Source organism: Pseudomonas sp. SZ40 (genome assembly GCF_052958135.1).
The window spans coordinates 80,034-105,164 of sequence record NZ_JBQWIF010000009.1; the positions used below are offsets into that span (position 1 = coordinate 80,034).

The 25,131-nt window shown below is 62.6% G+C and carries 30 protein-coding genes; 10 read left to right on the plus strand and 20 right to left on the minus strand.

Annotated features, from left to right (window positions below):
• Positions 1-85 precede the first annotated feature (85 nt).
• Positions 86-493, plus strand: coding sequence for a DoxX family protein (locus ACT9T4_RS09785; protein WP_042554402.1), 408 nt, complete (start codon positions 86-88; stop codon positions 491-493).
• Between the two features lie 15 nt (positions 494-508).
• Positions 509-1,252: an SDR family NAD(P)-dependent oxidoreductase gene (locus ACT9T4_RS09790; RefSeq protein ID WP_179538641.1), complete on the plus strand. Its 744-nt coding sequence runs from the start codon at positions 509-511 to the stop codon at positions 1,250-1,252.
• 44 nt (positions 1,253-1,296) lie between these two features.
• Here ACT9T4_RS09790 and ACT9T4_RS09795 read toward each other — a convergent pair whose 3' ends face one another.
• Complete coding sequence (locus tag ACT9T4_RS09795) at positions 1,297-2,508, minus strand: MFS transporter (RefSeq protein WP_499116707.1); 1,212 nt, start codon at positions 2,506-2,508, stop codon at positions 1,297-1,299.
• 182 nt (positions 2,509-2,690) lie between these two features.
• The gene (locus ACT9T4_RS09800; RefSeq protein ID WP_499116791.1) at positions 2,691-3,656 is read right to left on the minus strand and encodes an alpha/beta hydrolase; all 966 of its coding nucleotides are present in this window, start codon (positions 3,654-3,656) and stop codon (positions 2,691-2,693) included.
• A gap of 311 nt (positions 3,657-3,967) precedes the next feature.
• Between ACT9T4_RS09800 and ACT9T4_RS09805 the strand changes: the two genes are divergently transcribed.
• Complete coding sequence (locus ACT9T4_RS09805; RefSeq protein ID WP_042554398.1) at positions 3,968-4,912, plus strand: AraC family transcriptional regulator; 945 nt, start codon at positions 3,968-3,970, stop codon at positions 4,910-4,912.
• Positions 4,913-4,918: 6 nt separating this feature from the next.
• On the opposite strand, the gene ACT9T4_RS09810 is transcribed toward ACT9T4_RS09805, so the two are convergent.
• From ACT9T4_RS09810 to ACT9T4_RS09835, 6 genes are all read right to left on the minus strand, one after another.
• Positions 4,919-5,065 carry a hypothetical protein gene (locus ACT9T4_RS09810; protein ID WP_499116710.1) on the minus strand — a complete coding sequence of 49 codons (147 nt, stop codon included), beginning with the start codon at positions 5,063-5,065 and terminating at the stop codon, positions 4,919-4,921.
• A gap of 338 nt (positions 5,066-5,403) precedes the next feature.
• Positions 5,404-6,084, minus strand: a complete 681-nt coding sequence (locus tag ACT9T4_RS09815; protein WP_499116711.1) for a DsbA family protein — start codon at positions 6,082-6,084, stop codon at positions 5,404-5,406.
• 129 nt (positions 6,085-6,213) lie between these two features.
• Positions 6,214-7,140, minus strand: coding sequence for a cation diffusion facilitator family transporter (locus tag ACT9T4_RS09820; RefSeq protein ID WP_042554396.1), 927 nt, complete (start codon positions 7,138-7,140; stop codon positions 6,214-6,216).
• Between the two features lie 326 nt (positions 7,141-7,466).
• A complete protein-coding gene (locus ACT9T4_RS09825; protein WP_042554395.1) occupies positions 7,467-7,781 on the minus strand; it encodes an AzlD family protein in 315 nt (104 codons plus the stop codon).
• Positions 7,778-8,491 (minus strand): AzlC family ABC transporter permease, encoded by a 714-nt coding sequence (locus ACT9T4_RS09830; RefSeq protein ID WP_179540091.1) that lies wholly within the window; start codon positions 8,489-8,491, stop codon positions 7,778-7,780. Before ACT9T4_RS09830 ends, ACT9T4_RS09825 begins: the two co-directional genes overlap by 4 nt.
• A gap of 304 nt (positions 8,492-8,795) precedes the next feature.
• Positions 8,796-10,508, minus strand: coding sequence for an amidase (locus ACT9T4_RS09835; protein ID WP_499116714.1), 1,713 nt, complete (start codon positions 10,506-10,508; stop codon positions 8,796-8,798).
• A 191-nt stretch (positions 10,509-10,699) separates the two neighbouring features.
• Between ACT9T4_RS09835 and ACT9T4_RS09840 the strand changes: the two genes are divergently transcribed.
• The 4 genes from ACT9T4_RS09840 to ACT9T4_RS09855 all read left to right on the plus strand — a co-directional run bounded on the left by ACT9T4_RS09840 (position 10,700) and on the right by ACT9T4_RS09855 (position 13,778).
• Positions 10,700-11,272 carry a flavin reductase family protein gene (locus ACT9T4_RS09840; RefSeq protein WP_042554393.1) on the plus strand — a complete coding sequence of 191 codons (573 nt, stop codon included), beginning with the start codon at positions 10,700-10,702 and terminating at the stop codon, positions 11,270-11,272.
• A gap of 77 nt (positions 11,273-11,349) precedes the next feature.
• The gene (locus ACT9T4_RS09845; protein WP_042554392.1) at positions 11,350-11,691 is read left to right on the plus strand and encodes a hypothetical protein; all 342 of its coding nucleotides are present in this window, start codon (positions 11,350-11,352) and stop codon (positions 11,689-11,691) included.
• A 123-nt stretch (positions 11,692-11,814) separates the two neighbouring features.
• Positions 11,815-12,126: a DUF485 domain-containing protein gene (locus ACT9T4_RS09850; protein ID WP_042554391.1), complete on the plus strand. Its 312-nt coding sequence runs from the start codon at positions 11,815-11,817 to the stop codon at positions 12,124-12,126.
• Positions 12,123-13,778: a cation acetate symporter gene (locus tag ACT9T4_RS09855; protein ID WP_042554390.1), complete on the plus strand. Its 1,656-nt coding sequence runs from the start codon at positions 12,123-12,125 to the stop codon at positions 13,776-13,778. Before ACT9T4_RS09850 ends, ACT9T4_RS09855 begins: the two co-directional genes overlap by 4 nt.
• Positions 13,779-13,931: 153 nt before the next feature.
• Here ACT9T4_RS09855 and ACT9T4_RS09860 read toward each other — a convergent pair whose 3' ends face one another.
• The 9 genes from ACT9T4_RS09860 to ACT9T4_RS09900 form a co-directional block, all read right to left on the minus strand.
• Entirely contained in the window at positions 13,932-14,963 is a 1,032-nt protein-coding gene (locus ACT9T4_RS09860) for a GGDEF domain-containing protein (protein ID WP_499116716.1), read from the minus strand.
• A gap of 174 nt (positions 14,964-15,137) precedes the next feature.
• Complete coding sequence (locus tag ACT9T4_RS09865; RefSeq protein WP_499116718.1) at positions 15,138-15,536, minus strand: GNAT family N-acetyltransferase; 399 nt, start codon at positions 15,534-15,536, stop codon at positions 15,138-15,140.
• A 72-nt stretch (positions 15,537-15,608) separates the two neighbouring features.
• A complete protein-coding gene (locus ACT9T4_RS09870) occupies positions 15,609-15,941 on the minus strand; it encodes a DUF2025 family protein (protein ID WP_499116720.1) in 333 nt (110 codons plus the stop codon).
• Between the two features lie 177 nt (positions 15,942-16,118).
• A complete protein-coding gene (locus tag ACT9T4_RS09875) occupies positions 16,119-16,373 on the minus strand; it encodes a hypothetical protein (RefSeq protein WP_042554386.1) in 255 nt (84 codons plus the stop codon).
• Positions 16,374-16,496: 123 nt separating this feature from the next.
• Positions 16,497-16,901 (minus strand): NUDIX hydrolase, encoded by a 405-nt coding sequence (locus ACT9T4_RS09880; protein ID WP_042554385.1) that lies wholly within the window; start codon positions 16,899-16,901, stop codon positions 16,497-16,499.
• 5 nt (positions 16,902-16,906) lie between these two features.
• The gene (locus tag ACT9T4_RS09885; protein ID WP_179538633.1) at positions 16,907-17,497 is read right to left on the minus strand and encodes a hypothetical protein; all 591 of its coding nucleotides are present in this window, start codon (positions 17,495-17,497) and stop codon (positions 16,907-16,909) included.
• 165 nt (positions 17,498-17,662) lie between these two features.
• Positions 17,663-18,364, minus strand: a complete 702-nt coding sequence (locus tag ACT9T4_RS09890; RefSeq protein WP_042554383.1) for a YebC/PmpR family DNA-binding transcriptional regulator — start codon at positions 18,362-18,364, stop codon at positions 17,663-17,665.
• A gap of 159 nt (positions 18,365-18,523) precedes the next feature.
• Complete coding sequence (locus tag ACT9T4_RS09895; RefSeq protein WP_499116724.1) at positions 18,524-19,036, minus strand: hypothetical protein; 513 nt, start codon at positions 19,034-19,036, stop codon at positions 18,524-18,526.
• A 94-nt stretch (positions 19,037-19,130) separates the two neighbouring features.
• Positions 19,131-20,387 carry a serine hydrolase domain-containing protein gene (locus ACT9T4_RS09900; protein WP_499116726.1) on the minus strand — a complete coding sequence of 419 codons (1,257 nt, stop codon included), beginning with the start codon at positions 20,385-20,387 and terminating at the stop codon, positions 19,131-19,133.
• A gap of 155 nt (positions 20,388-20,542) precedes the next feature.
• On the opposite strand from ACT9T4_RS09900, the gene ACT9T4_RS09905 reads away from it, so the two are divergent.
• Positions 20,543-20,788, plus strand: a complete 246-nt coding sequence (locus ACT9T4_RS09905; protein ID WP_042554380.1) for a DUF2789 domain-containing protein — start codon at positions 20,543-20,545, stop codon at positions 20,786-20,788.
• A 119-nt stretch (positions 20,789-20,907) separates the two neighbouring features.
• Here the strand turns inward: ACT9T4_RS09905 and ACT9T4_RS09910 are convergent, their stop codons facing one another.
• Entirely contained in the window at positions 20,908-21,528 is a 621-nt protein-coding gene (locus ACT9T4_RS09910) for a LysE family translocator (RefSeq protein WP_499116728.1), read from the minus strand.
• Between the two features lie 65 nt (positions 21,529-21,593).
• Between ACT9T4_RS09910 and ACT9T4_RS09915 the strand changes: the two genes are divergently transcribed.
• The gene (locus tag ACT9T4_RS09915; RefSeq protein ID WP_499116730.1) at positions 21,594-22,523 is read left to right on the plus strand and encodes a LysR family transcriptional regulator; all 930 of its coding nucleotides are present in this window, start codon (positions 21,594-21,596) and stop codon (positions 22,521-22,523) included.
• A 36-nt stretch (positions 22,524-22,559) separates the two neighbouring features.
• On the opposite strand, the gene ACT9T4_RS09920 is transcribed toward ACT9T4_RS09915, so the two are convergent.
• The gene (locus tag ACT9T4_RS09920) at positions 22,560-22,754 is read right to left on the minus strand and encodes a hypothetical protein (RefSeq protein ID WP_042554377.1); all 195 of its coding nucleotides are present in this window, start codon (positions 22,752-22,754) and stop codon (positions 22,560-22,562) included.
• A 118-nt stretch (positions 22,755-22,872) separates the two neighbouring features.
• On the opposite strand from ACT9T4_RS09920, the gene dgt reads away from it, so the two are divergent.
• The gene (gene dgt, locus ACT9T4_RS09925; RefSeq protein ID WP_042554376.1) at positions 22,873-24,345 is read left to right on the plus strand and encodes a dGTPase; all 1,473 of its coding nucleotides are present in this window, start codon (positions 22,873-22,875) and stop codon (positions 24,343-24,345) included.
• Between the two features lie 4 nt (positions 24,346-24,349).
• On the opposite strand, the gene ACT9T4_RS09930 is transcribed toward dgt, so the two are convergent.
• Positions 24,350-25,084, minus strand: coding sequence for a sulfite exporter TauE/SafE family protein (locus ACT9T4_RS09930; RefSeq protein ID WP_042554375.1), 735 nt, complete (start codon positions 25,082-25,084; stop codon positions 24,350-24,352).
• Positions 25,085-25,131 lie beyond the last annotated feature (47 nt).

Consider the following 25,131-nt stretch of genomic DNA (forward strand, 5'->3'; position numbering starts at 1 on the left):
TTTTTCATCCTACTTGTGGCTTTTCATCTTAGACGACATCGTAGCCCCGGTTCGATGCGAAAACCCTATCCAGGAATGAAATAGCATGATCGAAAGTTACCTCTATTGGTTCAGCACCGCGCTGCTGTCTCTGCTCTACCTGGCTTCCGCCACGCTGTACATCGTCAAGCGTGACTGGGTTCGTCAGGCCCTCGCTGATCTCGGTTACCCGGCCTACCTGGTGCCGCTGCTCACTGCCGTGAAGCTGCTGGCGGTGGCCACGATGTTGTCGCGTTTCAGTGTGGTGCTCAGTGATCTTGCCTATGCCGGCATGTTCTTTCATCTGTTGCTGTCCGGGCTTGCGCACATCGGTGTGCGCAAGCCCGGTGGCGCGCTGCCGGCACTGATCGGTCTGCTACTGCTGGGTGCTTCCTTCGTCACTCAGAACGCTGCCCGCGAGCTTGCATCCCCCTACGGGCCGATGGTTGTCGCTCAGCAAACTTCCCCCAACTGAATTGGAGATCGAGCTATGTCCCGGCTCAACGGAAAAGTTGCCATCGTCACTGGCGCTGGTCGCGGCATCGGCCGCGCCACCGCCAAGCTGTTCGCTGCAGAAGGTGCCAGTGTCGCGGTGCTGTCGCGCACACCTGAAAACGTCGAGCGCGTGGTCGCCGATATTCGTGCGGCTGGCGGCGTGGCCCTCGGTGTGGTCTGCGACATCGCCGATGCCGGGCAGGTCAGCGCAGCGGTGGACAAGGTGGTAGCGGTCTATGGCCGTATCGATATTCTGGTCAACAACGCTTTCGACCCCGCGGCAGTGACGTCATCGGTGCTCGAACTCTCGGTCGAGCAATTGCAACGCAACTTCGCCATGGGGCCGGTCGCCTACCTGTGCACCATGCAGGCCTGCTATCCGTACCTCAAAGCCAGCGGGGAGGGGCGGATCATCAACTTCGGCTCGTTGGCCGGTGTGGTCGGCCTGCCGGGCTATGCGCCCTACAACATGGCCAAGGAGGCGGTGCGGGCCCTGACGCGTTCGGCGGCGCGGGAATGGGGGGCAGACAGGATCACCGTCAACAACGTGCTGCCGATTGCAGACACCTGGGGAGCTGCGGTCGATGTGCCCACGCCTAGCAATGCGCTGGCCCGTCATGGCTCGCCGGAACAGGACATCGCACCGGTGGTGCTGTTTCTCGCCAGCAAGGATGCGCAGTTCCTGACTGGTTACAGCCTGACACCCGATGGTGGCCAGATCATCGACAGCGCCCGTTGAGGGTCGAGGCAAGGCACGCAGGCGTGTGCCTTGCCTCGATTGCGTCACGCCGCAGTACGCGATGCCATCGATGGTGCCTGTAGCGCGGCACGCCCCGCCAGGCAGGCGAGAACAGCGGCGACCACCAGCAGTGCTGCACTCGATTCGAAGGTTGCCCGATAGCCACTCAGGTCGAACACCAGCCCTCCAACGGTGGCGCCCAGGGCTATCGCCAGCTGGATGATCGCCACCATCAGCCCTCCGCCCGCTTCGGCATCGTCTGGCAGGTTTTTCGCCAGCCAGGTCCACCAGCCGACTGGCGCAGCCGTCGCCACCAGCCCCCAGAGGCCAAGCAATAGGGTCGTGGTGGCGGCCGAGCCACCGAAATGAATCAGCGCCAGTGCAATTGCCGCCATCAGCAGCGGGATGGCGATGAGCGTGCGATACAGGCCTCTTTTCAGAAATACCTCGATCACGAAGGTGCCCACCAAACCGGCCACGCCCAGTACCAGTAGCATGAGCGACAGTGTGCTGATACCGACCTGAGTGACGGTTTCCAGAAACGGGCGCAGGTAGGTGAACAGCACGAACTGGCCCATGAAAAAGACACTCACTGCGACCATGCCCAGCGCCACGGGCAGGTTCTTCATCAGCCGAAAGACATTGCTGCTTTTGCCGCTGCGCTCCGTTTTGATCGAAGGCAGGCTAAGCAGCAGCCAGACAGCGGCAAGTGTGGCGACCGGCACGATGCAGAAAAATGCGCCGCGCCAACCGATCAGCGAGCCGAGAAAACTGCCCAGGGGTGCTGCAACGACTGTCGCCAGAGCGTTGCCGCCGTTGACGATGGCCAGTGCCCGGGGCACCTGATCCTTGGACACCAGGCGCATCGCCGTCGCCGCCGACAACGACCAGAAGCCACCGATGGCCACGCCGATCAGGGCGCGGCCCAGCATGAAGATCAGGTAGTTCGGTGCGAACGCCACCACCGTTCCCGAGACGATCATCAGCAGCGTCAGTGAGAGCAGCAGCCTTTTGCGATCGACACGTGCTGCTATGGCCGCGATGACCAGGCTGGTGAGCAGGGCGAACAGCCCCGACACGGCGATACCCTGGCCAGCCTGGCCCTCGGTGATCTGCAGATCCGCTGCAATCGGCGTGAGCAGGCTGACCGGCATGAACTCGGAGGCGACCAGGGCGAATGCGGCGAGCGACATGGCAAGCACTGCGCCCCAGCCGTGTGGAGCCTGGGGCGGTAACGAAATGGGTGTAGGGGACATAAGTGAGTCCTGTGTTTCGTGAACGCTATTCGGTAGGGCAGTGTTCAGCCGCAACGGGCCGGCGAATGGCGTATTCGGGGTGGATCGAAGGCTGGGGCGGGCGCACTGCGAGGGCGTTTGCAACTGAAACGTGAAGCCTGGCGGGGCGCAGGCATGTTGCGCTCGGTCAGGCTTGGCAGTGGTTACTTGAGATTCTTGTCGAAGAAATGGGTGATCGTCTCGAAGGGGATTTTGTCCATGCGGTCATAAAGATCTACATGGTTGGCGTCCCTGACGATCAACAGATCCTTGGGTTGTGCAGCCGCCTTGAAGGCGTCCTCGCTGAAGTAGCGCGAATGCGCATGTTCACCGGCGATGATCAGAATCGGCCGTGGTGAAATGTCCGCGATGTTGGTCAGCAGCGGCAAATTCATGAACGGCAGCGGTGTGGTGGTGGTCCAGGCGCCATTGGAGTTCGGCGAGTTCTTGTGGAAGCCGCGTGGCGTGCGGTAATAGTCGAAGAACTCCTCGATGACCGCGCCGTCGCTGCCGCTGAGCTTCTCAGGCAGGATGCGCGGCCCCGGCATTGCAGTGCCATTCTGCGCGTCGACCCAGCGCTGCTGGCTCAGCTGCTCCAGCGTTTGTGCGCGTTGTTCTGGCGTCAGGCTGTCGTTCAGGCCCTTGGCCATGACACGGGACATGTCATACATGACGGTGGTGACCACGGCCTTGATACGCGTGTCGACTGCCGCTGCACTAAGGCCCATACCGCCCCAACCGCAAATCCCGATGATGCCGATGCGTTCGCGATCAACCGACTTCTGTAACCCCAGAAAATCGACCGCGGCGCTGAAGTCCTCGGTATTGATGTCCGGCGAGGCCAGGTCGCGGGGCTCGCCGCTGCTTTCGCCGGTATAGGAGGGGTCAAACGCCAGCGTCACGTAGCCGCGCTCGGCCATGGTCTGCGCATACAGGCCGGACGACTGCTCTTTCACCGCACCGAACGGGCCACTTACAGCCAGTGCCGGGAGCGGCTGGCTGCCGCGCTCCCTGGGCAGGTACAGATCGGCTGCCAGGGTGATGCCATAGCGGTTCTTGAAGGTCACTTTCTGATGGTCGACCTTGGTGCTTTGCGGGAACGTCTTGTCCCACTGCTGGGTAAGCGTCATGGTCTTTTCTCCTGGCTCGCGTTGCGCTTCCTGGGCCAGTGCGGCCGACACGCTGGCGAAAGCTGTGATGCCGGCAAAAAGGGCGCTCTGGATCAGCCCCAGGCGTGAAAACGAGTTGTTCATTGAATGCACTCCGGTGGTGATGCGATCGCTGTTCTGTCGCAGTCCGTGCCATTCTGCGCAGCCGCCCACGCGGTCTGTAGCGCATTTCGCTGGATTACTTGCCCGATCCGATGGGCTTGCCGGCTTTCGATGGGAAGGGCGGAGCGAGCGGGTTAGAGTGCGATGACGAAGCAGATACAGGCTTGACGATGAACAGACACAACGCGCCAATCGCATCGCTACATGAGTCGCTCACGCAGCATATTGGAGCGCGCATTGCCCGCCCGGGTGATGAGAAAACCGCTATTGCCGGGCTCGGCTTCTTCAGGCGAGAAGAGCCCTCGCCGCCGGTAGTGTGCATGGTCGAGCCGAGCATCATCCTCGTCGCTCAGGGAGAGAAGCGCCTGTGGGTCGGCGGCGAAGGCTACCCGTATGATCCTTCGCGTTTCCTGGTTACTTCGCTGAACCTGCCCGCCAATTCCGAAGTGCTGGTGGCGAGCCCGCAGCGGCCCTGCCTGGGGCTGACCCTGAAGCTCGATCTGCGCGTGTTGGCCGAGCTGATCGCCGAGGGCGGTCTGCCGACCAGCCGTGATCGATCTGCGGGCACGGGGGTGGGGATCGGCGGGGTCACCGCGCCGCTGCTGGCATCTTTCGAGCGGCTGCTGGCGTTGCTCGATGAGCCGGAGGCCATCCCCGTACTCGCACCGTTGATCCAGCGTGAGATTCACTACCGGCTGTTGATGAGCGATCAGGCTGGCAAGCTGCGCCAGATCACCTCCGTCGATGGCCAGGGTTACCGCATCGCCAAGGCCATCGACTGGTTGAAACTCAATTTCGCCATGTCACTGCGTGTCGAGGAGCTGGCCGCCCGCGTGCAGATGAGTTCACCGACCTTCCATCATCATTTTCGCCAGCTCACCGCCATGAGCCCGCTGCAGTACCAGAAGTGGCTACGCCTGAACGAAGCCAAACGGCTGATGCTCAACGAGCATCTGGACGTTTCCAGCGCTGCTTTCAAGGTCGGCTACGAAAGCCCCTCACAATTCAGCCGCGAATACAGCCGCCTGTTCGGCGCGCCGCCCAAGCGGGATATCGCCGTGTTGCGCGGGCTGGCAGATAGGCAAGCGTCTGAACAGGGCCAGCTCGCTGGCTAGAGAGGCTTAACTGTCGCGTGCTCCAATCAGCGGAAGCCTGGCCAGCATCGTTTTGAGCGCCAGGGCGTCCCAGGGCAGATGTTCGGCGATTCCGATGCCGGCTACATCGGCGTTGGCTGAGAGATCACTCAACACCTCGACGACCTGCGCCATGCTCAGTTGGCCTTGAGCTACGCCATCGACGGTGCCTTTGGGCATTGCGGGGTTAGCGAACAGCAGCCCTCGGAAAAGCGCCGGATCCAGCGCATCGAGGTCGAAGTGAATGGCCTGGTGCCTGGTGCCTGGTGCCTGGTGCCTGTGGCCTTGAGCCATTCGATCACCGGCTGGCTACCTGGCTCGGCGAGCGAAGAGGGGCTGACAGTGCCGAGCCCCATGAGATCCGGTTGGGGGCCGCCCTGCCATTGCGGAAATAGCAGGCGCAGCCTCTTGCCGGTGAAGTCGGGTATGGGATCTCCCGAGGTTCGGGGGCTCGAAAACGAGCAGAGGCGCGATCAGCCCAGTGCGCTTCCAGCCACTTTGCGCAGCTCGCCCAGCAGTACGTCACGCCCTTGATACAGCGCCGCCGAGGGAATGGCGTGAAGCGTCTCATCGACCTGTACCAGCAGTTGCGGTACGCCACGGATGCCAAGTCTGTTCATCAACTGTTGAGTGGTGTCGATGCGTGTTTGCGTCTGTCGGGTCAGCGCGTCATCCGTTTCCAGGCGCTGACCCAGCTCCGTGGCGTCGGTGGTGTGGCCGGCGTCGCCGAGAAACCCTGCCGTCACGTCGGCGACGACCTGAACGATGGCGGTGTTGCTGCCTGCCACGTACCTGGCGACCTGCAGCTGCCTGAGCAGGCCGGGCTCCAGCTCGGCGCCGATCTGCTTAACGGCGGTCAGCGCCCGGTTGATGTATGTCGAGTCGAATGGCGTGGCGTCATCCATCAGCACCTTGTCGCGGTATGCCTCGCTGAACGCTTCGCCGGTCGCCGCGGCAATGCGTTGATCGTTGCTCCACGCGTAGCCCGCCCACTCGGCGGACATCGCCCGCGCACCCGGGCCGGAAAACAGACCACTGGGGCGCATTTCGAGGCGTTCAGGCCAGGCCTGTGCCAGCGTGGCCAATGCAGGGGAGCTGGCGTAGCACCAGCCACACAGGGGGTCGAAGATGTACTGGAAGCGAACGGATGCCATGGCCAAAGCCCTCGTGGAATGCTAGTGGCCGCACCTTAATAGCTGGCTCGAGAGTGATCTACAGCCCCGAGGTTGACGCTTTGTTGCTTGGAGCGTGCATATCGATCTGCTCGCTCGCCAGCAGGGCCGCTACCTGGCCCATTGCGGATCGGTGGTGAAGGCGATGGTCAGCCAGCGGTTGGGGCCTTCGTCGCCAATCGCTTCGCCGATGGCGTCGCGCAACCGGTCCCAGTCGTCCAGGGTCTGGGCTGGCCAGTCGGCAGGCACGATGAAGTACAGCTCGACCTGCAGGGCACGGCCCACCTTGGCGACGTAGGCTTCATAGCCGACGAAGCCCTGTTGGGCGACCACGCCGGAGGCTACCTCGTCGACGTGCATCTTCAGCGCTGGCGGCGTGACCAGCAGGATATCGGCCATTGCCTGGCGGATGGTCAGCAGCGGCATGGGCAGAATCACCAGGCAGATGATCGCCAGCACCGCCGGGTCGATGTAGGGGCCAAGCCAGCCATAGGTGGTCGAGGCGGTAACCTCGCCCAGCATGAAGGCGATCAACAATGCCAGCGAGATGCTCCCGGACATTACCCAGGCCTTGGCATCCAGGGCCACGAAGTCCGAGCGGATGAGTTTGTTGGCGCGGAACTCCAGAGCGGCCAGGCTGAAGCAGGCGATGGTTGCCACGAGCGCGTAGATGATCGCGAAGCCGAAGTCGAGGGGTTTGCCGCCTGCCAGCAGACTGCCGACCGCATTGATCAGCGCGTACAGCGTCACGCCGCACAGCAAGGTGCCGTTGAGCGCCAGCACCATGGGCTCCAGGTGCCAGAACCCCATATTGAAGCGCTCGGCGAGGCGGCGGTTGGCGTCGCTGTTGGACGTGTGCTTGCGGATCAGCGTGGCGACGATCAGTGCCAGGCCACTCATGCTGGCATCGGCGAGCGAATAGACGCCGTCGAAGACGATGGAGAAGGACCCCGACAAGAGACCAAAGAGGATACCGCCACCCGCTAGCAGCAGGGTGACGGCGATGGATAGGCGCAGGATGCCTTGTTCTGTTTTCATGATCGATTACCGGATACTGGGACGAGATGCCAGGCGTGGCCTGTCATTTCGGAGACTCAAAAAACTATCTTTCGGCTGGCCTGAGCGATGGCGCCTGGCGCCAGGAACTGGGCCTGGAGCGGCTTGTGACGGGCTCTGACTGAGCAGTTCCTGCCCCTGCATTGCAGGAGTCCGGGAAGGCGAGAGTGACCAGCACGATGATATTCGTCAGCCAGTATAGGTGAGCGCTCGCGCATAAAAAATTGGCGAATTGGCAAGTATTCAATGCGCTGGCGCAATGTTGGATGCCGCGCTGACCACGCGTGGTGGCAGCGCCAGGCTGCGGTTTAAAGCCCCGTTTGCCTGACGAGAGCGGCAACCAGTATCCCCGCGGCAATCGCCGGCAGTGGTTTCTTGACCAGCAGCATGACAACCGCCGTGCTCGCCAATGCCAGCCGTGCACCGTTGTCGCCTTCAAGTGCCAGGGGCGCCAGCAGTGCCACCAGTACCGAGCCGGACATGGCACTGATGAACTGCTGGGTTCTGAGGTTTATCGGCACGAACGACATGACGAAAATACCGCCCCAACGGGTGGCGAGCGTCACCACCGCCATCACGATGACGACGATCATGGCGCCGGAACCCGTCGATTCGATCATCATGCTTGCTTCTCCATCCACAAGGCACCGAGCACGCCGCCCGCCAAGGCACCGACCACCACATGGCTGTTGCTGGGCAAATACCAGTAGGCCAGCAGCGAGGCGCACGCAGCGACCGTCCAGATGATCAAAATCCGCAGATCCTTCTTGCCACCGACCACCATGGCCAGCAGGAAACAGCCCATGACCATGTCCAGGCCAAAGCTCACGGGGTCGTCGATTGCACTGCCAAAATAGATACCCAGCCAGGTTCCCAGCAGCCAGGCTGACCACAGCGCCAGGCCGCCACCGAGCAGCAGCCCCAGTCCTGGCTTGCCAGAACCGAAGGCCTGCATGGACATGGCCCAGTTGGCATCGGAGGCGACCAGCATGACGCCGTAGCGTTTGGCTGGCGGCAGGTTGCTCAGCCAGGGGTACAGCGTGGCACCCATCAGCAGGTGACGGGCATTGATCGCGAACACCGTCAGCGCCAGAGGCACTAGTGGTATGTGCGTGCCCCACAGATCCAGCGCCGCGAACTGCGATGCCCCGGCGAAGACCAGTGCGCTCATGACGAGGCTGGTCTCGGTGCTCAGCCCGGTCTGCGTGGCGGCCAGCCCGAAAGCCAGCCCGAACAGCACGACGAAGGCCGAAATGGGCAGGAATGCCTTGAATCCATCCCAGGCGATCGAGACATTGATCGCTTCCAAGTTCTTATCGCTGTTCGACAACATATCGTTCCTGTTCATGCATCCGTTGCGCTTATCGACAGCATTCGCGATGTCCGAAAAGGCGGTTAATGCGAGTTTCTCCACCCGGGGTGTAGTGAGCCTATGGCGAAAGTATGTGTCGGGTGCATTCTTCCGTAAAACGCATAATTCGCCGGTCTATCATTCGAATTGCGAATGCAGTGATGAGGGGGATGGGCTCCAGCCCGAGCTTATCCCGCTAGCCACGCTGGCAGGCCAGTTGCTGCTCGGTCAGGCGATACAGCGTGAGCGTGATTGTCGCTTGCAGCTCGACAATCACGCGGGCTCATCACTCGGCTTTCGACAGCGGCGGGGTGCGCGGTGGAATCTGGCGTTGCGAACCTGTCGACTCATAGGCGCAGGCCAGTCGCAGCAGCGCCGAGTCATCGTAGGCGCGGCCGGCGAAGGTCAGCCCGACGGGCATGCCGATATCCGCCATCACACCCATCGGCACCGTCACCGTGGGCACGCCGAGGTGGCGAATGGCGAGGTTGCCGTTGGCGACCCAGATGCCGTTGCTCCAGGCGATATCGGCGGAAGCCGGGTTGATATCGGCATCCGCTGGGCCCACGTCGGCGACGGTAGGGAAGAGCACGGCGTCGAGCCCGAGCGCGTCCATCCACTGTTCGAGATCGATCTGCCGGGTCTTCTCCAGCCCTCGCAGGCCATCGGGCAGCGTGGCGATCTCGTTCCACGGCGTGATGCCGCGTTCGGCCATGCGCACGTACTCGTCCATCCCGGCGGCCAGATCGTCCTCGCGGTTGGGCAGGGTGCCTGGGTCGTGGGGGAAAATCTGCGGCCCATCGACGTCCGCCAAACGGTTCAGTTTCGGATCGCCATTGGCACGCAGGAAGTCGTCGAAGGCCCAGGCTGACAGTTCCCAGAGTTCGTCATGCAGAAACTCTTTGGAAACCAGGCCACGGTTGAACACCGTCGAGGCGCCAGGGCGGTCGCCCTCGCAGTTGGAAACCAGCGGGAAGTCCACCTCGATCACTTCGGCGCCGGCACTTTCCAGCACCTTACGGGCGTTCTCCCACAGCGCGATCACCGAGGCACGGGTGTTGATACGCTGCCCGGTTGGCCCGCCGATGCCTGGCGAGTCGCTGGTGCCTGCGTCGGGGTCGGCATTGATGAACATGCGTGGCACGCCGAAGCGTTTGCCGGCCAGTGCGTCCGCACCCACAGCCAGTGCCTGATAGCGGTCGGGTCTTACCGAGGAGGCGGCGGGGATCGGCACCCAGGGCTGCAGGCGCCACAGGTCGCCCCGAGTGTCGGGGTCATCGGCGACGACCACGTCCAGCACTTCGAGCAGATCGACCATGCTTCGCGCGTAGGGCACCACCACGTCCATGGTTGGCGTCAGCGGCCAGTTGCCGCGCACCGAGATCACCCCGCGCGACGGCGTATAGGCGCACAAGCCATTGTTCGAAGCCGGGCCACGACCGCTCGACCAGGTTTCCTCGGCGAGGCCAAAGGCGGCGAAACTGGCAGCCGTCGCAGTACCAGCCCCGTTCGAGGAGCCCGAGGCGAACGGGGCGGTCAGGTAGCTGGCGTTGTACGGGCTTTCGGCGCGGCCATAGACGCCACGCTGCATGCCACCGTTGGCCATCGGCGGCATGTTGGTCTTGCCCAGGCAGATGGCGCCGGCCGCGCGCAGGCGTTCGACGGTGAAGGCGTCGCGGTGGGCGAGCAGGTCCTTGAAGGCCGGGCTGCCCGAGGCGGCGGTCAGCCCCTTGACCAGGTAGCTGTCCTTGGCGGTGTAGGGGATGCCATCGAGCGGGCCGCGGGTTTCGCCACGGGCGCGGCGGGCGTCGGATGCCTCTGCCTCGAGCAGCGCGTCCGGGTTGCGCACCACCACGGCGTTCAGCGCGGTGGCCGTCTGCGGGCCGTCATAGGCGTCGATCCTGGCGAGGTAGGCTTTGACCAGTTCGACCGCTGTGGTGCGGCCCGCCTCCAGCGCAGCGCGCAGTTGGGCGATGGAAACTTCGGTTACCTCGATCATGGTGTCACCACTGTTAGCTGGCAGGTGGACGACGCCTGGCGTCATGCTGCACCTGAATGGGATGGAGGGCTCGAGCAAAGCCTGCACGGGCGCCGATTCTAGCGCGCGAGTGGCCGTCCGGGCGATCACGTCGTGGCTCGCGAGGTGCGATGTTGTACATTGCCGTTTTCGAGTTTCGCAGAGGCGCAACGATGGACAACCCGATCAAGCCCGTGAGCCTGGACAAGGCCTACCGGTTGCTCAACCACGGCCCCACGGTGCTGGTATCCGCACGCCATGACGGCGTCGACGGGGTGATGGCCGCCGCCTGGGCTTGTGCCCTGGATTTCGACCCGCCCAAGCTGACCGTGGTACTGGACAAGATCACCGCCACCCGTGCGCTGGTCGAGCGTAGCGGTCGATTAGTCATTCAGGTGCCCACTGCCGCGCAGCTGGAACTGACTCACCAGGTCGGTTCGCGCAGCTTGAACGATGAGCCCGACAAGCTGGCCACTACCGGCGTCGAACTCATCGCCCTGGGCGATCAGAATCTGCCTTTCGTCGCGGGCTGCTCGGCATGGCTGGCCTGCCGCCTGATCGTAGAGCCGCACAACCAGCAGACCTACGACCTGTTCATCGCCGAGGTGACCGCTGCGTGGGCCGATTCGCGGGTGTTTCGTGACGGGCGCTGGCACTTCGAGGAGGCCGATCCCGCCTGGCGCAGCATCCATCACGTAGCCGGCGGTCACTTTTATGGGATCGGCGAGGCATTGAGTCGCAAATGATCCGCGCTGCGCGCTGTCTCAGCTAGGCATGGGCGAGGGCGTGATCACCTGGCGCCTGAACGCTATCGGAGTTCGAGATGAAATCACTGATCGGTTTTACCCTGATGCTGGCTGTGCTGACCGCCACCGGCGCATCCGCCGACGAGCGCGCGCCGCAGACCATCCGCGTGATTCCCAAGGCTTACGTCAGCCCGGGTGCCAGTGGCAGCGTCGACACCTATGAGCGTCAGGAGCGTTACAACCTGTATGGTGGCCAGCGCATACCGCAAGGCATCGATTCAAGCCGTTATGAAAGCGGCCAGCGCAGCTCGACCTTCGAGACCCGTGGCGGCATTCGCCAGAGCACCGAGTACCCGAACGGTTACCAGATTCAGCGATATCCGGGGCAGGGCACGCAGCAGTACCAGCAGCGGCGCTGAGTGCGCCGGGCATTAGACTTTGGTCTAAAAGGGAGGGGGTTTCGACTAAGGTCGTCTGTCGGAAGTTGAATGCTGACTTACAGTTATCCATACCAGCATCCTGCTGTGGAGGATAACAATAAAATGAACGACAGCATCTACCGGCGGATCGAGCAAAGTCCGCACTTCAAGGAGCTAGTAGCCAAGCGTGAAAAATTCGCCTGGATACTTTCCGCCATCATGCTTGGCATCTATATCGGCTTCATCCTGCTCATCGCCTTCGTGCCCGGCTGGCTGGGAACCCGCATCACCGAAGGTTCTCCGATCACCTGGGGCATTCCAGTGGGCCTCGGCGTAATCCTCTCGGCCTTCGTGCTGACCGGCATCTACGTGCGCCGCGCCAACAGCGAATTCGACAACCTGAACCAGGTGATCCTGGATGAGGTGGGCAAATGATCGGCCGTATCCTCTCCACGTTGGCCCTGATGGCCCTGGCCCCGACCTTGTGGGCCGATGCATTGACCGGCGACGTTCAGCGTCAGGCAGTCAATACGCCCGCGATCCTGATGTTCCTGGCTTTCGTCGGTGGCACCCTGTGCATCACCTACTGGGCTTCAAAACGCAGCAAGTCGACGTCTGATTTCTATACCGCGGGGGGCGGTATCACAGGCTTCCAGAACGGCTTGGCAATCGCTGGTGACTACATGTCGGCGGCGTCCTTCCTGGGTATTTCCGCCCTGGTGTTCACGTCCGGCTACGACGGCCTGATCTACTCGATCGGCTTCCTGGTCGGCTGGCCGGTGATCCTCTTCCTGATCGCCGAACGCCTGCGCAACCTGGGCAAATACACCTTTGCCGACGTGGCGTCCTATCGCCTCAAGCAGAAGGAAATCCGTACCCTGTCAGCCAGCGGTTCGCTGGTGGTGGTGGCTTTCTACCTGATCGCGCAGATGGTCGGTGCAGGCAAGCTGATCGAGCTGCTGTTCGGCCTGCAATACCATGTGGCGGTCGTGCTGGTCGGTATCCTGATGGTGATGTACGTGCTGTTCGGCGGCATGCTGGCTACCACCTGGGTGCAGATCATCAAGGCGGTGTTGCTGCTTTCCGGTGCGTCGTTCATGGCGTTCATGGTGATGAAGCACGTCGACTTCAACTTCAACACCCTGTTCACCGAAGCGATCAAGGTTCACGCCAACGGCGAGAGGATCATGAGCCCCGGTGGCCTGGTGAAAGACCCGATCTCGGCGATCTCCCTCGGCCTGGCGCTGATGTTCGGTACTGCCGGTCTGCCGCACATCCTGATGCGCTTCTTCACCGTTGGCGATGCAAAGGAAGCCCGTAAATCGGTGTTCTACGCCACCGGCTTCATCGGTTACTTCTACATCCTGACCTTCATCATCGGTTTCGGCGCGATCCTGCTGGTCAGCACCAACCCGGCCTTCAAGGACGCTGCTGGCGCTCTGCTGGGCGGTAACAACATGGCGGCGGTGCACCTGGCCAATGCCGTGGGTGGCAGCATCTTCCTGGGCTTCATCTCGGCCGTGGCCTTCGCCACCATCCTCGCGGTGGTTGCCGGTCTGACCCTGGCGGGCGCTTCGGCGGTTTCCCACGACCTGTACGCCAGCGTGTTCAAGAAGGGCAACGTCAACGAGAAGGACGAGCTGCGCGTATCGAAGATCACCACCGTGTGCCTGGGTATCCTGGCCATCGGCCTGGGGATTCTCTTCGAGAAACAGAACATCGCCTTCATGGTGGGTCTGGCGTTCTCCATCGCGGCGAGCTGTAACTTCCCCGTACTGTTCCTGAGCATGTACTGGAAGAACCTGACCACCCGTGGCGCGATGGTCGGTGGCTGGCTCGGCCTGATCACCGCCGTGGTACTGATGGTGCTCGGCCCAACCATCTGGGTCACGGTGCTCGGTCACGAGAAGGCGATCTTCCCGTACGAATACCCGGCGCTGTTCTCCATCATCGTGGCCTTCGTCGGTATCTGGTTCTTCTCGATCACCGACAAGTCCGAATCGGCTGCAGAGGAACGTGCGCTGTTCCTGCCGCAGTTCGTGCGCTCGCACACCGGCCTGGGCGCCAGTGGCGCTTCGTCTCACTGATCGGTCCTGCAGTACTGAAAAGGGCGGCCCTCGGGCCGCCCTTTTCTTTTCTGGCGATCGGCAATCCGCGGTGGCGGACCAGGCGCATATGCAGCGTTTGCTACTCGGGCCAAGGTTGGGTCCTGCAACAGGTCGCTGCGCTCGGGGTTGACCCTAGCTTGGTTCGAGCGCTGCGCCGCTATCGATGTGGATGCGGTCACGGCCCGCGCCCTTAGCCTGGTAGAGCTGCTGGTCCGCGCGCTGCAGCCAGCTTTCCCATTGCTCGCCAGCCCTTAGCACAGCGCCACCCATGGAAACGGTCACCAGGCCGCCAGGGCTGCTCAGGTGCTGGGCTATCTGCGCCTGCAGGTGTTCCGCCGCGGAGAGCAGCCCTTGTTCATCGGTATTGCCCAGCAACAGCAGAAACTCTTCGCCACCAAAGCGAAACAGCCGATCTTCCTGGCGGACGCTGCGCTGGGCCAATGCGACGAAATCCACCAGTACCTGGTCGCCGGCCTGGTGACCGAAGCGGTCGTTGATCTGTTTGAAATGGTCGAGGTCGATGAGCAGAACCGAGGCATTGATATCGTGCCGGCGCCGGTTGGATACGGCGATTTTCAGTTCATCGTTCATCACCCGGCGGTTGCGGGCGCCGGTCAGCGGGTCGCGGGTGGCCCAGGCATGCAACTGGTCACGCTGGTGCTGGGTGCGGTAGGCAAAGATGAAGGTCAGCACACTGGCCAGCAGTGCGGTGACCAGAAACGACAGCATCTGGTAACGGCTTTCGAATACCGTGCCCGGCACCAGCAGGGAATAGATCGCCAATGCGGCGACCACCAGTACGGTCGCGAGCAGTGCCCTGGGCGGTGACACCATGAAGAAGTTGAAGAGGATCAGCGGGTAAATCCAGAACAGCCCGTTGACGCCCAGATTGAGGGTGATCAGTGTGGCGCACAGCGAGAAGATACCGGCCAGCCAGACCCCGGGTCGGACCGTGTCGCCGGTGCGCCAGGCGTGAATGACGGCCAGGATGGTCGACAGCACGATCACCGTATCGGCGACGCTGACCAGATAGTTACCGTGCACGGCGCGGTAGACGGCATAAGGCGAAATGCCCAGTACACCGAACAGCCCCATGAGGGTAATGATCGAAAGTTGGAAATCCTTGCGCAGCCGCGCAAGCAGACGCTTCACGTGAATAGCCATGGTGCTTTCATTCTGGTTGTGGGCGCGCGTGCTCGATTGCTGCAGATAGGTCGCTTGCAGATGAGCGTCTCGACCTCAGGCAGCCGTTCACATTGGCGGGGTCGCTGGCGGACCGCAAGTGAGGAAAGTGGTCAAAGTGCCAGCATATGCGCCAGGATGCACGAATGGCGTGTTTCAGCGCCGCATGGCGTCCAGTGTCTTGCTGCGCCGGTAGCGGGCCAGGCGTTCGGCAAGCGGTGAGGGCAGTTCGTGGCACGCTTGAAAACCCTGGCGCTCGTAGAACGGTTGCAAGTCGGGATGGCAGAACAGCCAGGTGGGCGTTTGCGCACCCTGCAGCGCAGCGTCGATCAGGGCGCTGGCCAGGCCCTGTTGGCGCCGTGCCGGCGCGACCAGCAGGCTGGTCAGCCACTGGCCGTGAGCGGCCTCCTGCAGGCACAGCGCGGCAACGATCTCGCCATCTCTGGCGACCCAGACCTGATGGTCGCTGCGGGTACGCATGGCGGAGCGATGGCTGCGATAGAACTTGTCCGCCAGTGGGCGCAGATGATCGGGCAACAGGCAGAACACGGGCATGGCAAACGGCCGCGTTGAATGGCCGGCCAGTCTAAGTGGCGGGCGAGGGTGAAACCAGTGGTTCGCGCCAGATCAGCCGCTCGGTTGCAACTGCCTTTGCGCGCTGATTTCCGGCAGATCCTCGCGGCGCAGGTAGATACGCAGCGGTTCGCCGATGTTCAGGCGCTCATCGATACGCAGGCCGGAGAGCAGGCTCAGGCGCTCGCGTTTCAGGGTCATCAATTCGGATGTCTCGCCAGTTGCCCAGACGAACTCGCTGGTTGGCGTGATGCTGTTTTCGGCGACGTCGAGGCCAAAGGCGTCTTCGCTGAAACGCACGATGTGTTGACCGGTCTTGACGTTGAAGCCGACGAAGCCTTTCAACTGGTCGGCGGCGGCGCAGATGTCGGCAGAAGTGATAGCCATGTGAACCCTCGCGTATGAGAAGCGGATCGCCACAGGCTAAGGGCTTTGAACACACAGGCCTTGCCGTAGATCAATGGAGGCTGGGTGGCGCGGTGGACAACTTGTCGCAGGCGCTTGGCGGTAACCGTGCATGACGGACAGCCGCCAGGGTCGAGTCCGTCGACGGGTTCGCTGCACTCAGCCTTCGGGATCGATACCACGCAGTGGGCCCACGTCGCGAATCGAGTTGGAGACCCGGTAGTTCGGCGCTTGCAGTGCGCTGCGGATTTTCTCGTAATCTTCGTAGGGCAGACCACTGCGGCTGAGCATCTCCAAGGCGAATTGCTTGACCTCTGCGTCCGTGTAGGGGCGTTCGGCTGCCGATTGCGGGCTGGCACAGCCGGTCAGGAACAGGATGAAAACCGTGAGCAGGGGGAGCAGGGAGCGTGGCATGGGAGCACCTGTGAACGAGGCCGTTTGTATGCCTCATAGGCTATTCACTGGCTGCCGCCGGAAGAAATCATTCGCTTCGATAGTGGCTATCGTCGCTTCCGCTCGAATGGCGGGATCGTACGCTCAGGCGCTTGGCCAGAGCAGGGGCAGGACGTGTCGGCGCAGCAGCGGCGCTAGGTCGTCCGTTCGCGGGTCGCAGGCGCTTAGCCAGCGCAGCTCTTCCAGTTCGGCTGCGGGGTGCACCGGGTGTGGCAGCATGCCGCTGAAGATATCGGCTTCGACCCGGGTATTTGCCTCGTTGGCGGCGACTTCGCTGAAATGGCCCAGCGGCGTGAAGGCTGACTCGGGCACGCGCAGCTGCAGCTCCTCGTGGAGTTCACGCAGCAGGGTCTGCATCGCTGTCTCACCCTCGTCACGCTTGCCGCCTGGCAGCATGAACCTGTGCGTGCCGCGCTTGCGCACCAACAGCAGACGGCCGGTTTCGTCGAACAGGCAGGCTGCTGCGATGTGCAGAGTACGAGGAGGCATGGCTGTCAGTGCAGGTTCTTAGGCTGCATCAGGCCATCGAGCAGGCCGACCTTCACCGCCATCAGCGGCGAGTTGTTGATCCACACGTCGTCGATGACGATGGTGCGGCCGATGTCTTCCTTGTCAGCTGCCACGAGCAGGTAGTAGGTGCCGTCTTCCGGTGCCTCACCATCCCAGCCCAGGGTGCTCATGCCGATCACCGTGGCAGGACGGGCGGGCTTGTTGGGGATTACCGTGCCGTAGGCGTCCATCAGCACTGCGCGGGGCTTCAGGGCGAACTTGTTGATGCCCATGCAGGTGTGATCGCACAGCGAGTTGACGTTGAGGCGATAGCGCTCGCCTTGCTTCAATTGCAGGGAGTACACGCGGTAGTTGGACAGCGAACTGCCGAACTGCATGCTGGCATTGCCGGCCTTGCCACGCGGCAGGCTGGAATGCGGGTTGAGTGGCAGCGGAACGACCTGGGCATTGTGGATCGCCTCCAGGTTGCTGCGAACGATACTGTTGTGGTCGGTCGTGGTGGTGGACGACGACTGGGGGGCGCTACTGCAAGCTCCAAGCATTAAGCAGGCGGCGAGAACGAGATATTTGTGCAAGATGCAGCTCCTGTGCGGCAATGTTCCGCTCTGCGATTGATCCGCAAAGAAGGAAGCCGGACAGTATACCGGGTTATTGCGGCAATACCGTGATGGAATGCCGCAATTCGCCCCAGCCTGCTTCAACGCCGCGGTACTGGCGCGCGGCAGGCGTTGATCGGGTGCTTAGCCGGCCAGACCCACGTAGACGTTCTGTACATCGTCGTGGTTGTCGATGGCTTCGAGGAAGGCTTCGACTTCTTCGCGCTGTTCGGGCGTCAGGTTCGCGACCGGGTTTTTCGGGCGGTAACCGAGGTTCGCCGAGTTCACCGTGAAGCCCTGTTCCGGCAGCGCACGGCTGACCAGATCGAGATCGGTCGGCTCGGTGATGAACAGAGTGTTGCCTTCATCGGCTTCGTCGAAGTCCTGAGCGCCGGCTTCGATAGCCGCCAGCTCCGGGTCGGCGCCGCTCTCGCTGGAGGCCTCGATCAGCCCGACATGATCGAAATCCCAGGCTACCGAACCGCTGCTGCCGAGCTGGCCCTTGCGGAACAGCACGCGAATCTCCGCCACGGTGCGGTTGACGTTGTCGGTCAGGCACTCGACGATCAGTGGCACCTGGTGCGGCGCGAAGCCTTCGTAGGTGGTGCGTTCGAAGTTGACCGTCTCGCCGCTCAGGCCTGCGCCTTTCTTGATCGCGCGATCCAGGGTGTCCTTCGGCATCGAGGCTTTTTTCGCCTGATGGATGGCCAGGCGCAGCTTGGGGTTCATGTCCGGATCGGCGCCATTGCGCGCGCAGACCATGATCTCCTTGACCAGGCGACCGAAAATCTTGCCCCTGGCGTTGGCGGCGGCTTCTTTAGGTTTGGCTTTCCACTGGGCGCCCATGTCTGTTCTCTCGACTATGCGGATGATGGATAGGCGCAGCCTTGCATTGGCGGGCAAGGGCTGCGCGGCGAATCTGGTGGCGGATTTTAATCCGTCGCCGCCGCGCTGGCACCCTGCAAATTGCTTTACAGCCCGATAACGCGCGCAGCAACGCTGGCGTCAGGGCGTCTGCACCAGTTGATTGACCAGATTCAGCGCCTTTTCGAAGGACGGATAACCGCTCTTGGCCACGTCCAGCTCGGCATAGTCCGCGCGATACTCTTCGGCGCGAATGGGATCGGCCTCGTCGACCAGATAAGGCTCCGACCAGATCTTGTAGAGCAGCGCCACGGCGTAGGGTTGCTGTTGCGCCGCAGCGTCCTCCAGCTTGCTCAGCACCTCGTCGGTCTGCGGGCCTTCGCGAATCATCAGAATCGCCTGATAGAACTCGACCTCTCCGCGTTCATCCAGGCTTTCCGAGCGGCGCAGCAGGGCACCGGCCAGCTCATGGCTTTCCATGTCGCCGGACACCACCAGCATCTTGGCCTGCAGCATGTCGTTCTGATAGAGCAGTTGGCGGTCGCGACAGCTGTCTCCACTCAGGGGCTCGTCGCAGGACGTCGAAGAGGCGCAGCCGCCGAGCATCAGGGCGCTCAGCAGCAGACAGCCAATGCCGTGTCGGCAATCAATCATGGGTATCCCTCAGGCAAATCTGATGTATCGACCAGCAGGGCGCCGTCGGGTTCGACCAACCGACGATCTTTCTGGGGTGCGCGAGTCGGTCCGATCAACGCAATGCCTTCACCGCCGCGCCGATGAAGGTGTAGGTTTCCATCTCCCGCTCATCCATCTCCGGCTTTGGCCAGGTACTCCACACCACCGCCACGATCTTCTCCTTGGGGTTGATGTAAAGGAATTGCCCAAAGATACCCTGCGCCTCGAAGGCCCCGCCGTCATGCTCGGGCAGTGCTGCGGTACCGGTGGGGAACAGCCACCACTGGTAGCCATAGCCGAGCGCGTACTCACCGTCGTACAGCTTGCCGGGTTCAAGGTGGGAGCCCGGTGTGGCGCGGGTGGCACTCGCCAGCCAGCCGGCAGGCAGGATGCGCTCGCCGTCGATCACCCCGTCATCGAGGATGAACTGGCCGAAGCGGCCGTAATCGCGCAGGGTCGCTGACAGGCCGCTGCTGCCTATTTCCTGGCCGGCACGGCTGTCCAACTGCCAGAAGGCGTCGCGCTCCATGCCCAGGCGTGCCCAGATGCGTTCGGACAGGTAATCACTGGTGGTCATGCCGGTCGCAGCGCGTACCAGCTCACTCTGCAGGTGGGACTCGCCGGTGCTGTAGGCGAATGCCGTGCCAGGGGCGTGGGCCCTCTTCAGGCCTGACATCTGCTTGAGCAGGGCGCCCGGGTTGTTGGCCAGTTGCAGCTCGAACATACGGCGGCGGTCGGATTTCGGGTCGCGATACGTTTCGTCCCAGGCTGCGCCCGAACTCATCTGCAGCATCTGCTCGACGCTCACGCCGTCATAGGCGCCGCCCTTGAGTTGCGGCAGGTAGCGGGTCAGTGGGTCTTTCACGCTGGCGATACTGCCTTGTTGCACGGCAGCGCCCACCAGTGTCGAGGAGATCGACTTGACCACGCTGAACGAGGTCCAGCGCGTACTGGCGTCATTACCCATGGCGTACTTCTCCAGGGCGATCTTGCCGTCCTTGATGATCAGCACGCCGCCAACCTGATTGCGGCGCATGAACGCCTCGACGCCCACTAGCTGGCCGTCGACGCTGTACTGCACCGGCACCTCGGCACCGGCTGGCAGCGGATAGACCTTGGGGCCACGGTGCACCGTCCGGGTGAAGAACAGCTCGTCCATGTGCCGGTAGGTGCCGGGCTGGTAGGCCGGGCTCAACTCGTAGAGATCCTGAGCGCGACCGATTCGCTCTGGTTTGTCGGGCGCAGGTGTCTGCGAGCTGGCGCAGGCACCGAGCAGCATGGCGATTGCGGGCAGGACGAGGGCGTTGCGGCATGCGGCTCTGGTGCTCATGGTGCGTTCCCGATCATGGCTGTTGGCTTCAACCATAGCCGATAACGGCAGCGAACAGCCGGCCAACCGTGGGCCGGAGAGGTTGAACTGTCGTTCGTCGATGTCGCTCTACTGCGCACGTGCATGAAAACCGACCCACCTGATGGAGACCCCACATGGAACTTCCCAACAAAGACCTCGGCACCCTGTTCCAGCAACTGGGCCTGGACTCCGACCCGGCCAGCATCGACGCGTTCATCGCCGAGCACTATCCGCTGGCCGATGAGGTCAAGGTGTCCGAAGCGTCATTCTGGACCGAATCCCAGGCGGCTTTCTTGAAAGAAGAGCTGCTCGAAGACGCCGAATGGGCGCCGGTGGTCGATGAGCTCAACGTGCGCCTGCACGAGAGCAAACCGGCATAAACGCATGTGCGCCACCGTGGCAGCTGGCGTGCCGTGAATGGCATCGCCAGCGCGCACGTCGCTTCAGCGCACCTCGCACACCCTGAGCTTGGTGCTACGGATCCCTGGACCCATGCCACTCAACTCCCTTGACTGGTCATCGCCAGCATCGCCCCCAGGCCTACCAGCAGGCCGCCGAATACGCGGTCGATCAAATGCCTGACCGCTAGCAGCCTCTGCCTTATCGCCCCCACCGAAAAACACAGTGCCACCAGGCTGAACCAGCCCACATGCGCCAGTGAGATGAACGCGCCATAAGCGATCTGGGTCGCCAGGGAGGCGCTCGGCTGCACGGCCTGCATGAACAGGCTGACGATGAAAATCGAGGTCTTGGGGTTCAGTGCATTGGTCAGCAGGCCTGTGCGCAGAGCGATCAGGTTCGACAGTGGCTCGGTGGTGGGAGCGGCGGATGCTTCGGAGGCCGGCCTGGCCAGCAGCATTCTGACGCCGAGGTAGATCAGGTAGGCCGCACCAGCCAGCTTCAGCAGGTTGAACAGCCATAGCGACTGCTGCAGTAGCAGGCCAATGCCGAGCAGGGTATAGCTCAGGTGGATCACTACCCCCAGGCCAATCCCCAGAGCAGTGAACATACCCGCCTGCCGCGACAGCAGCAGGCTGTTGCGGGTGACCAGGGCGAAGTCAGCACCGGGGCTTATCACCGCCAGCAACGTTATGCTGACTACAGCTATCCACTCGCTCATGGCTTATCCTTTTGTTCATTTGGAAATAAGCCAATTATTCAGCCTGTTAGCCTTGGTGGATAACGATGAGTTCTGACATAGGTAGTGAGCTAGACTCACAATTTGGTGATTCCCGGCTGCCGTCTTTGATGGCACTGCGGTGCTTCGAAGCGGCGGCGCGGCTGGAGAACTTCAGCAAGGCTGCGCAGGAGCTTCACCTCACCCACGGCGCCATCAGCCGCGCTGTACGGCTGCTGGAGCAAGACCTTGGGGTGTCGCTGTTCGAACGGCGCAGGCAGCGGGTTTTTCTCAACGAAGCGGGGGGCAAGCTGGCGCGCGCAGTCACTGAAGGTCTTGGCGTGATGCGTCAGGCCGTGCGCGAGCTGCGCGACAGTGCCCAGCGGATACGGCCGCAGGTGCTGTCCTGCGAGCCAACCTTGTTGATGCGTTGGTTGATTCCGCGCTGGAGCGACTTTCAGGCTTCTCATTCCGGGCTGGAACCGCATCTGCTCGCCGGTGGTGGCTCGTTCAGCTTCGATAACGGAATCGACCTGGCTATCCGTCGTGACGATTTTTCCTGGCCCGACGATTATCACGCCGAGATCCTGTTTGCGGAAAAGGTAGGGCTCGTCTGTCGACCAGATAGAGTCGGCGACTGGTTCGTCGAGGATGATGGCGGATTGTCGTTGCAGTCGCAGGCACCGCTCTTGCAGACCCGCACGCGACCTGCCGCCTTCGAGGAGTGGGCCGCAGCCACCGGCAGGCGTTTGCCAACTGGCCCGGTGCGGGCCTTCGAGCACTTTTACTTCAGCTTGCAGGCCGCGGTTGCAGGCTTGGGCGTGGCCGTCGGCCCATGGCATTTGGTGCGCGATGACATCGATGCCGGTTTGCTGGTGGCGCCGCTGGGTTTCATCGAGGATGGTTCGCACTACTGCCTGCTGGCCCCCAAGCCGATGCGGGTGGATAGCCTGGAGGCCAGGCTGGTCGAGTGGCTGCGGGTGGCGGGTAGCGCTTAGCGCAGATACGGCCTGGACGCTTCGGCAGTGGCTGCCTCAGGGGCGCCCGCTGTCCAGGCGCTGCAGTTCGCGCCTGACCATGGCTGCGTACTCGGCAGGTGACAGGCTGTAGAGTTCGCTGGCCACCCAGCTCAGCCAGCGAGGCCCGAGCGCCGCCCGCTGGGCCAGCAGGCGCTGGGCTTCGGCGGTCGCCTGTTCGGCTTGTTGCTGATGAAAGTCGGCGCGGCTCATTGCGAGGTCTCTTGCGGTTCGATGGGCGTGGCGCCCATTCTCGCCACGCACAGGTGCTTGGTAAACCGCTGCTTGCGCGTTAGGCTCGCGGTCTATGCGCCTGGTCGAGACTCTAGCGATGCCCTCAGTGGTGAATTTCAAAGACAGGATCGTTGCGTTGCGCCCTGGTGATCAGGTTGGCGCAGCGGCCGATGTCGATCTGCTCTATGCCTACGAAAGCGACCGTGGGCGCATCATCAATTCCGCGGCCATCCGCCGCCTCCAGCAGCGCACCCAGGTGTTTCCGCTGGAGCGCAACGCTGCGGTGCGCAGCCGCCTGACCCATTCGATGGAGGTGCAGCAGACCGGGCGCTTCATCGTCCGTACCCTGTATGCGCAGCTGGGTGATCGCGCTGCCGATTACGGTCTCGATGGTTTGCAGGGCGCTTTGGAAAGTCTGGTGGAAATGACCTGCCTGATGCATGACATCGGCAATCCGCCTTTCGGTCACTTCGGCGAGTTCGCCATCGGTGAGTGGTTCGAACGCGGGCTGGACGGGTTGTTCGCCGTCGCCCTGCCGCAGCCGTCGGACAACCACGAACTGCACGCCCGGATGCGCGCCGACCTGCGCAATTTCGAAGGCAATGCCCAGGCCGTGCGGCTGGTGGTCAGCCTGCAGCGCCTGCGCCTGACCTACACCCAGACCGCCGGCCTGCTCAAATACCTGCGCCCCGCTTATCAGCCGAAGCCGGCCAAAGGTACCGCCAACGCTTACCTGAACAAGAAGCCGGGTTTCTATCTTGCCGAGGAAGACTTCGTCACGGGGCTGCAGCAGGCGTTGGGTCAACAGCCGGGAACCCGCCACCCGGTGGCCTACATCATGGAAGCGGCCGACGACATTTCCTACTGCCTCGCCGATATCGAAGATTCGGTGGAGAAGGGCATCCTCAGCGTGGCCGAGCTTGCGCCGCTGCTGATCGAGACCTTCGCGGGCATGCAATCGCCCGATGTGCAGATTCCCGGCTCGCGTCACTCGTTCCGCAGCCTGGTCGAACAGGCGCTGGAGAGCTATCACCAGGAAGAAATCAACAAGGCTGGCGAGTTCTTCGTCAAGCTGCGGGTCAGCATGATCCACCCGCTGGTGCAGCATGCGGCCCGCCAGTTCATCGACAACATCGAAGCGGTCCACGCTGGCACGCTGGACCGTGCGCTGATCGAAGACGACAGCCTGCCCCATGCCATCGTGCAGACTTTCAAGGATGTCGCCATGGCGCGGGTGTTCTGCCATCGCGAGGTGGAAACCTTGCAGTTGCAGGGCTACCGGATCATCCACGGCTTGCTGGACAGCTATGGCGCACTGTTGCGCGTCGATGCGCAGACCTTCGTGGAACTGACCGAGGGGCGATGCCGCCGTGAGGCCTATCTGCAGATGCTCGTGCGGCGCCTGCCGGGCCAACTGCTCAAGGCCTATCGTCAGGCCGTGCGCGAGTCTGCCGAGAGTGATCAGGCTGCCTGGGAGTTCTACCACCGCTGCCGTTTGCTGCAGGATTTCATCAGTGGCATGACCGATCAGCACGCCCATGACGAGTACCGCAGCCTGTCGGCGCTGTAGCGCTCTAGATGTTCTTCCAGATCAGTTGCAGCCCCGCGATCAGCATGCCCAGGCGCGCGATGCGGTAGAACCAAGTGTGATTGATGCGCGGTTGCAGCCACAGGCCCGCCCATACGCCGAGCGGCACGATGGGCGCGAGCATCAGGCTGAGCAGCAGGTTCTCCTGGGTGAACTGACCGAGCCAGGTGTAGGGAATCAGCTTCATGGCGTTGGTCAGCAGGAAGAACATGTTGATGGTGGCCACGTAGCGCACTTTCTCCAGCTGCTGCGGAAGCAGGTGCATCATCACCGGTGGCCCGCCTGCGTGGGCGATGAAACTGGTGAAGCCGGCCAGCGACGACAGCGTCAGGCCGCGCCCGGAGCGCAATGGGCGTGGCGTCGGGTCGCTCTTGAGCAAGCCCATCAGCACGAAAGATATGGCGATGATGCCGATCAGCAGGCCGATCAGGTTCTCGTTGAACAGTTCGAAGGTCAGTGAGCCGATGACGATGCCGATCAGTGCGCCGGGCAGCATGACCTTGAGGTTGGCCACGTCCCACTTGCCCCAGTAGGCCTTGAGCCCGACCACGTCGGCCAGGCAGAGTATCGGCAGCATCACCGCCACGGCCTGCATCGGTGAAGTGGCCAGGGCCAGCAGTGGCACCGCGATGCCGCCCAGCGCACCACCAAAGCCGCCTTTGGAAAGACCGGTGAGAAAAACCGCCGGAATGGCGAACAACAGGAGGTCGACGAGGGTCATTGCACTGCAGCCCGATCAGGAAGCGCGCAGGGTAGAGGCTGTTGCCG

What these genes read in the sequence shown, in the direction of transcription:
- ACT9T4_RS09790 (WP_179538641.1), top strand. Translation starts at nt 509, where the DNA reads ATGTCCCGGCTCAACGGAAAAGTTGCCATCGTCACTGGCGCTGGTCGC.
- ACT9T4_RS09855 (WP_042554390.1), top strand. Translation starts at nt 12,123, where the DNA reads ATGATCGGCCGTATCCTCTCCACGTTGGCCCTGATGGCCCTGGCCCCG.
- ACT9T4_RS09795 (WP_499116707.1), bottom strand. Translation starts at nt 2,508, where the DNA reads ATGTCCCCTACACCCATTTCGTTACCGCCCCAGGCTCCACACGGCTGG.
- ACT9T4_RS09930 (WP_042554375.1), bottom strand. Translation starts at nt 25,084, where the DNA reads ATGACCCTCGTCGACCTCCTGTTGTTCGCCATTCCGGCGGTTTTTCTC.
- ACT9T4_RS09805 (WP_042554398.1), top strand. Translation starts at nt 3,968, where the DNA reads ATGAACAGACACAACGCGCCAATCGCATCGCTACATGAGTCGCTCACG.
- ACT9T4_RS09800 (WP_499116791.1), bottom strand. Translation starts at nt 3,656, where the DNA reads ATGACGCTTACCCAGCAGTGGGACAAGACGTTCCCGCAAAGCACCAAG.
- ACT9T4_RS09850 (WP_042554391.1), top strand. Translation starts at nt 11,815, where the DNA reads ATGAACGACAGCATCTACCGGCGGATCGAGCAAAGTCCGCACTTCAAG.
- ACT9T4_RS09865 (WP_499116718.1), bottom strand. Translation starts at nt 15,536, where the DNA reads ATGCCCGTGTTCTGCCTGTTGCCCGATCATCTGCGCCCACTGGCGGAC.
- ACT9T4_RS09875 (WP_042554386.1), bottom strand. Translation starts at nt 16,373, where the DNA reads ATGCCACGCTCCCTGCTCCCCCTGCTCACGGTTTTCATCCTGTTCCTG.
- ACT9T4_RS09840 (WP_042554393.1), top strand. Translation starts at nt 10,700, where the DNA reads ATGGACAACCCGATCAAGCCCGTGAGCCTGGACAAGGCCTACCGGTTG.
- ACT9T4_RS09915 (WP_499116730.1), top strand. Translation starts at nt 21,594, where the DNA reads ATGAGTTCTGACATAGGTAGTGAGCTAGACTCACAATTTGGTGATTCC.
- ACT9T4_RS09905 (WP_042554380.1), top strand. Translation starts at nt 20,543, where the DNA reads ATGGAACTTCCCAACAAAGACCTCGGCACCCTGTTCCAGCAACTGGGC.
- ACT9T4_RS09830 (WP_179540091.1), bottom strand. Translation starts at nt 8,491, where the DNA reads ATGTTGTCGAACAGCGATAAGAACTTGGAAGCGATCAATGTCTCGATC.
- ACT9T4_RS09815 (WP_499116711.1), bottom strand. Translation starts at nt 6,084, where the DNA reads ATGGCATCCGTTCGCTTCCAGTACATCTTCGACCCCCTGTGTGGCTGG.
- ACT9T4_RS09900 (WP_499116726.1), bottom strand. Translation starts at nt 20,387, where the DNA reads ATGAGCACCAGAGCCGCATGCCGCAACGCCCTCGTCCTGCCCGCAATC.
- ACT9T4_RS09845 (WP_042554392.1), top strand. Translation starts at nt 11,350, where the DNA reads ATGAAATCACTGATCGGTTTTACCCTGATGCTGGCTGTGCTGACCGCC.
- ACT9T4_RS09820 (WP_042554396.1), bottom strand. Translation starts at nt 7,140, where the DNA reads ATGAAAACAGAACAAGGCATCCTGCGCCTATCCATCGCCGTCACCCTG.
- ACT9T4_RS09835 (WP_499116714.1), bottom strand. Translation starts at nt 10,508, where the DNA reads ATGATCGAGGTAACCGAAGTTTCCATCGCCCAACTGCGCGCTGCGCTG.
- ACT9T4_RS09895 (WP_499116724.1), bottom strand. Translation starts at nt 19,036, where the DNA reads ATGATTGATTGCCGACACGGCATTGGCTGTCTGCTGCTGAGCGCCCTG.
- ACT9T4_RS09825 (WP_042554395.1), bottom strand. Translation starts at nt 7,781, where the DNA reads ATGATGATCGAATCGACGGGTTCCGGCGCCATGATCGTCGTCATCGTG.
- ACT9T4_RS09890 (WP_042554383.1), bottom strand. Translation starts at nt 18,364, where the DNA reads ATGGGCGCCCAGTGGAAAGCCAAACCTAAAGAAGCCGCCGCCAACGCC.
- ACT9T4_RS09920 (WP_042554377.1), bottom strand. Translation starts at nt 22,754, where the DNA reads ATGAGCCGCGCCGACTTTCATCAGCAACAAGCCGAACAGGCGACCGCC.
- ACT9T4_RS09785 (WP_042554402.1), top strand. Translation starts at nt 86, where the DNA reads ATGATCGAAAGTTACCTCTATTGGTTCAGCACCGCGCTGCTGTCTCTG.
- ACT9T4_RS09880 (WP_042554385.1), bottom strand. Translation starts at nt 16,901, where the DNA reads ATGCCTCCTCGTACTCTGCACATCGCAGCAGCCTGCCTGTTCGACGAA.
- ACT9T4_RS09860 (WP_499116716.1), bottom strand. Translation starts at nt 14,963, where the DNA reads ATGGCTATTCACGTGAAGCGTCTGCTTGCGCGGCTGCGCAAGGATTTC.
- ACT9T4_RS09910 (WP_499116728.1), bottom strand. Translation starts at nt 21,528, where the DNA reads ATGAGCGAGTGGATAGCTGTAGTCAGCATAACGTTGCTGGCGGTGATA.
- ACT9T4_RS09870 (WP_499116720.1), bottom strand. Translation starts at nt 15,941, where the DNA reads ATGGCTATCACTTCTGCCGACATCTGCGCCGCCGCCGACCAGTTGAAA.
- dgt (WP_042554376.1), top strand. Translation starts at nt 22,873, where the DNA reads ATGCCCTCAGTGGTGAATTTCAAAGACAGGATCGTTGCGTTGCGCCCT.
- ACT9T4_RS09810 (WP_499116710.1), bottom strand. Translation starts at nt 5,065, where the DNA reads ATGGCGCAGGTCGTCGAGGTGTTGAGTGATCTCTCAGCCAACGCCGAT.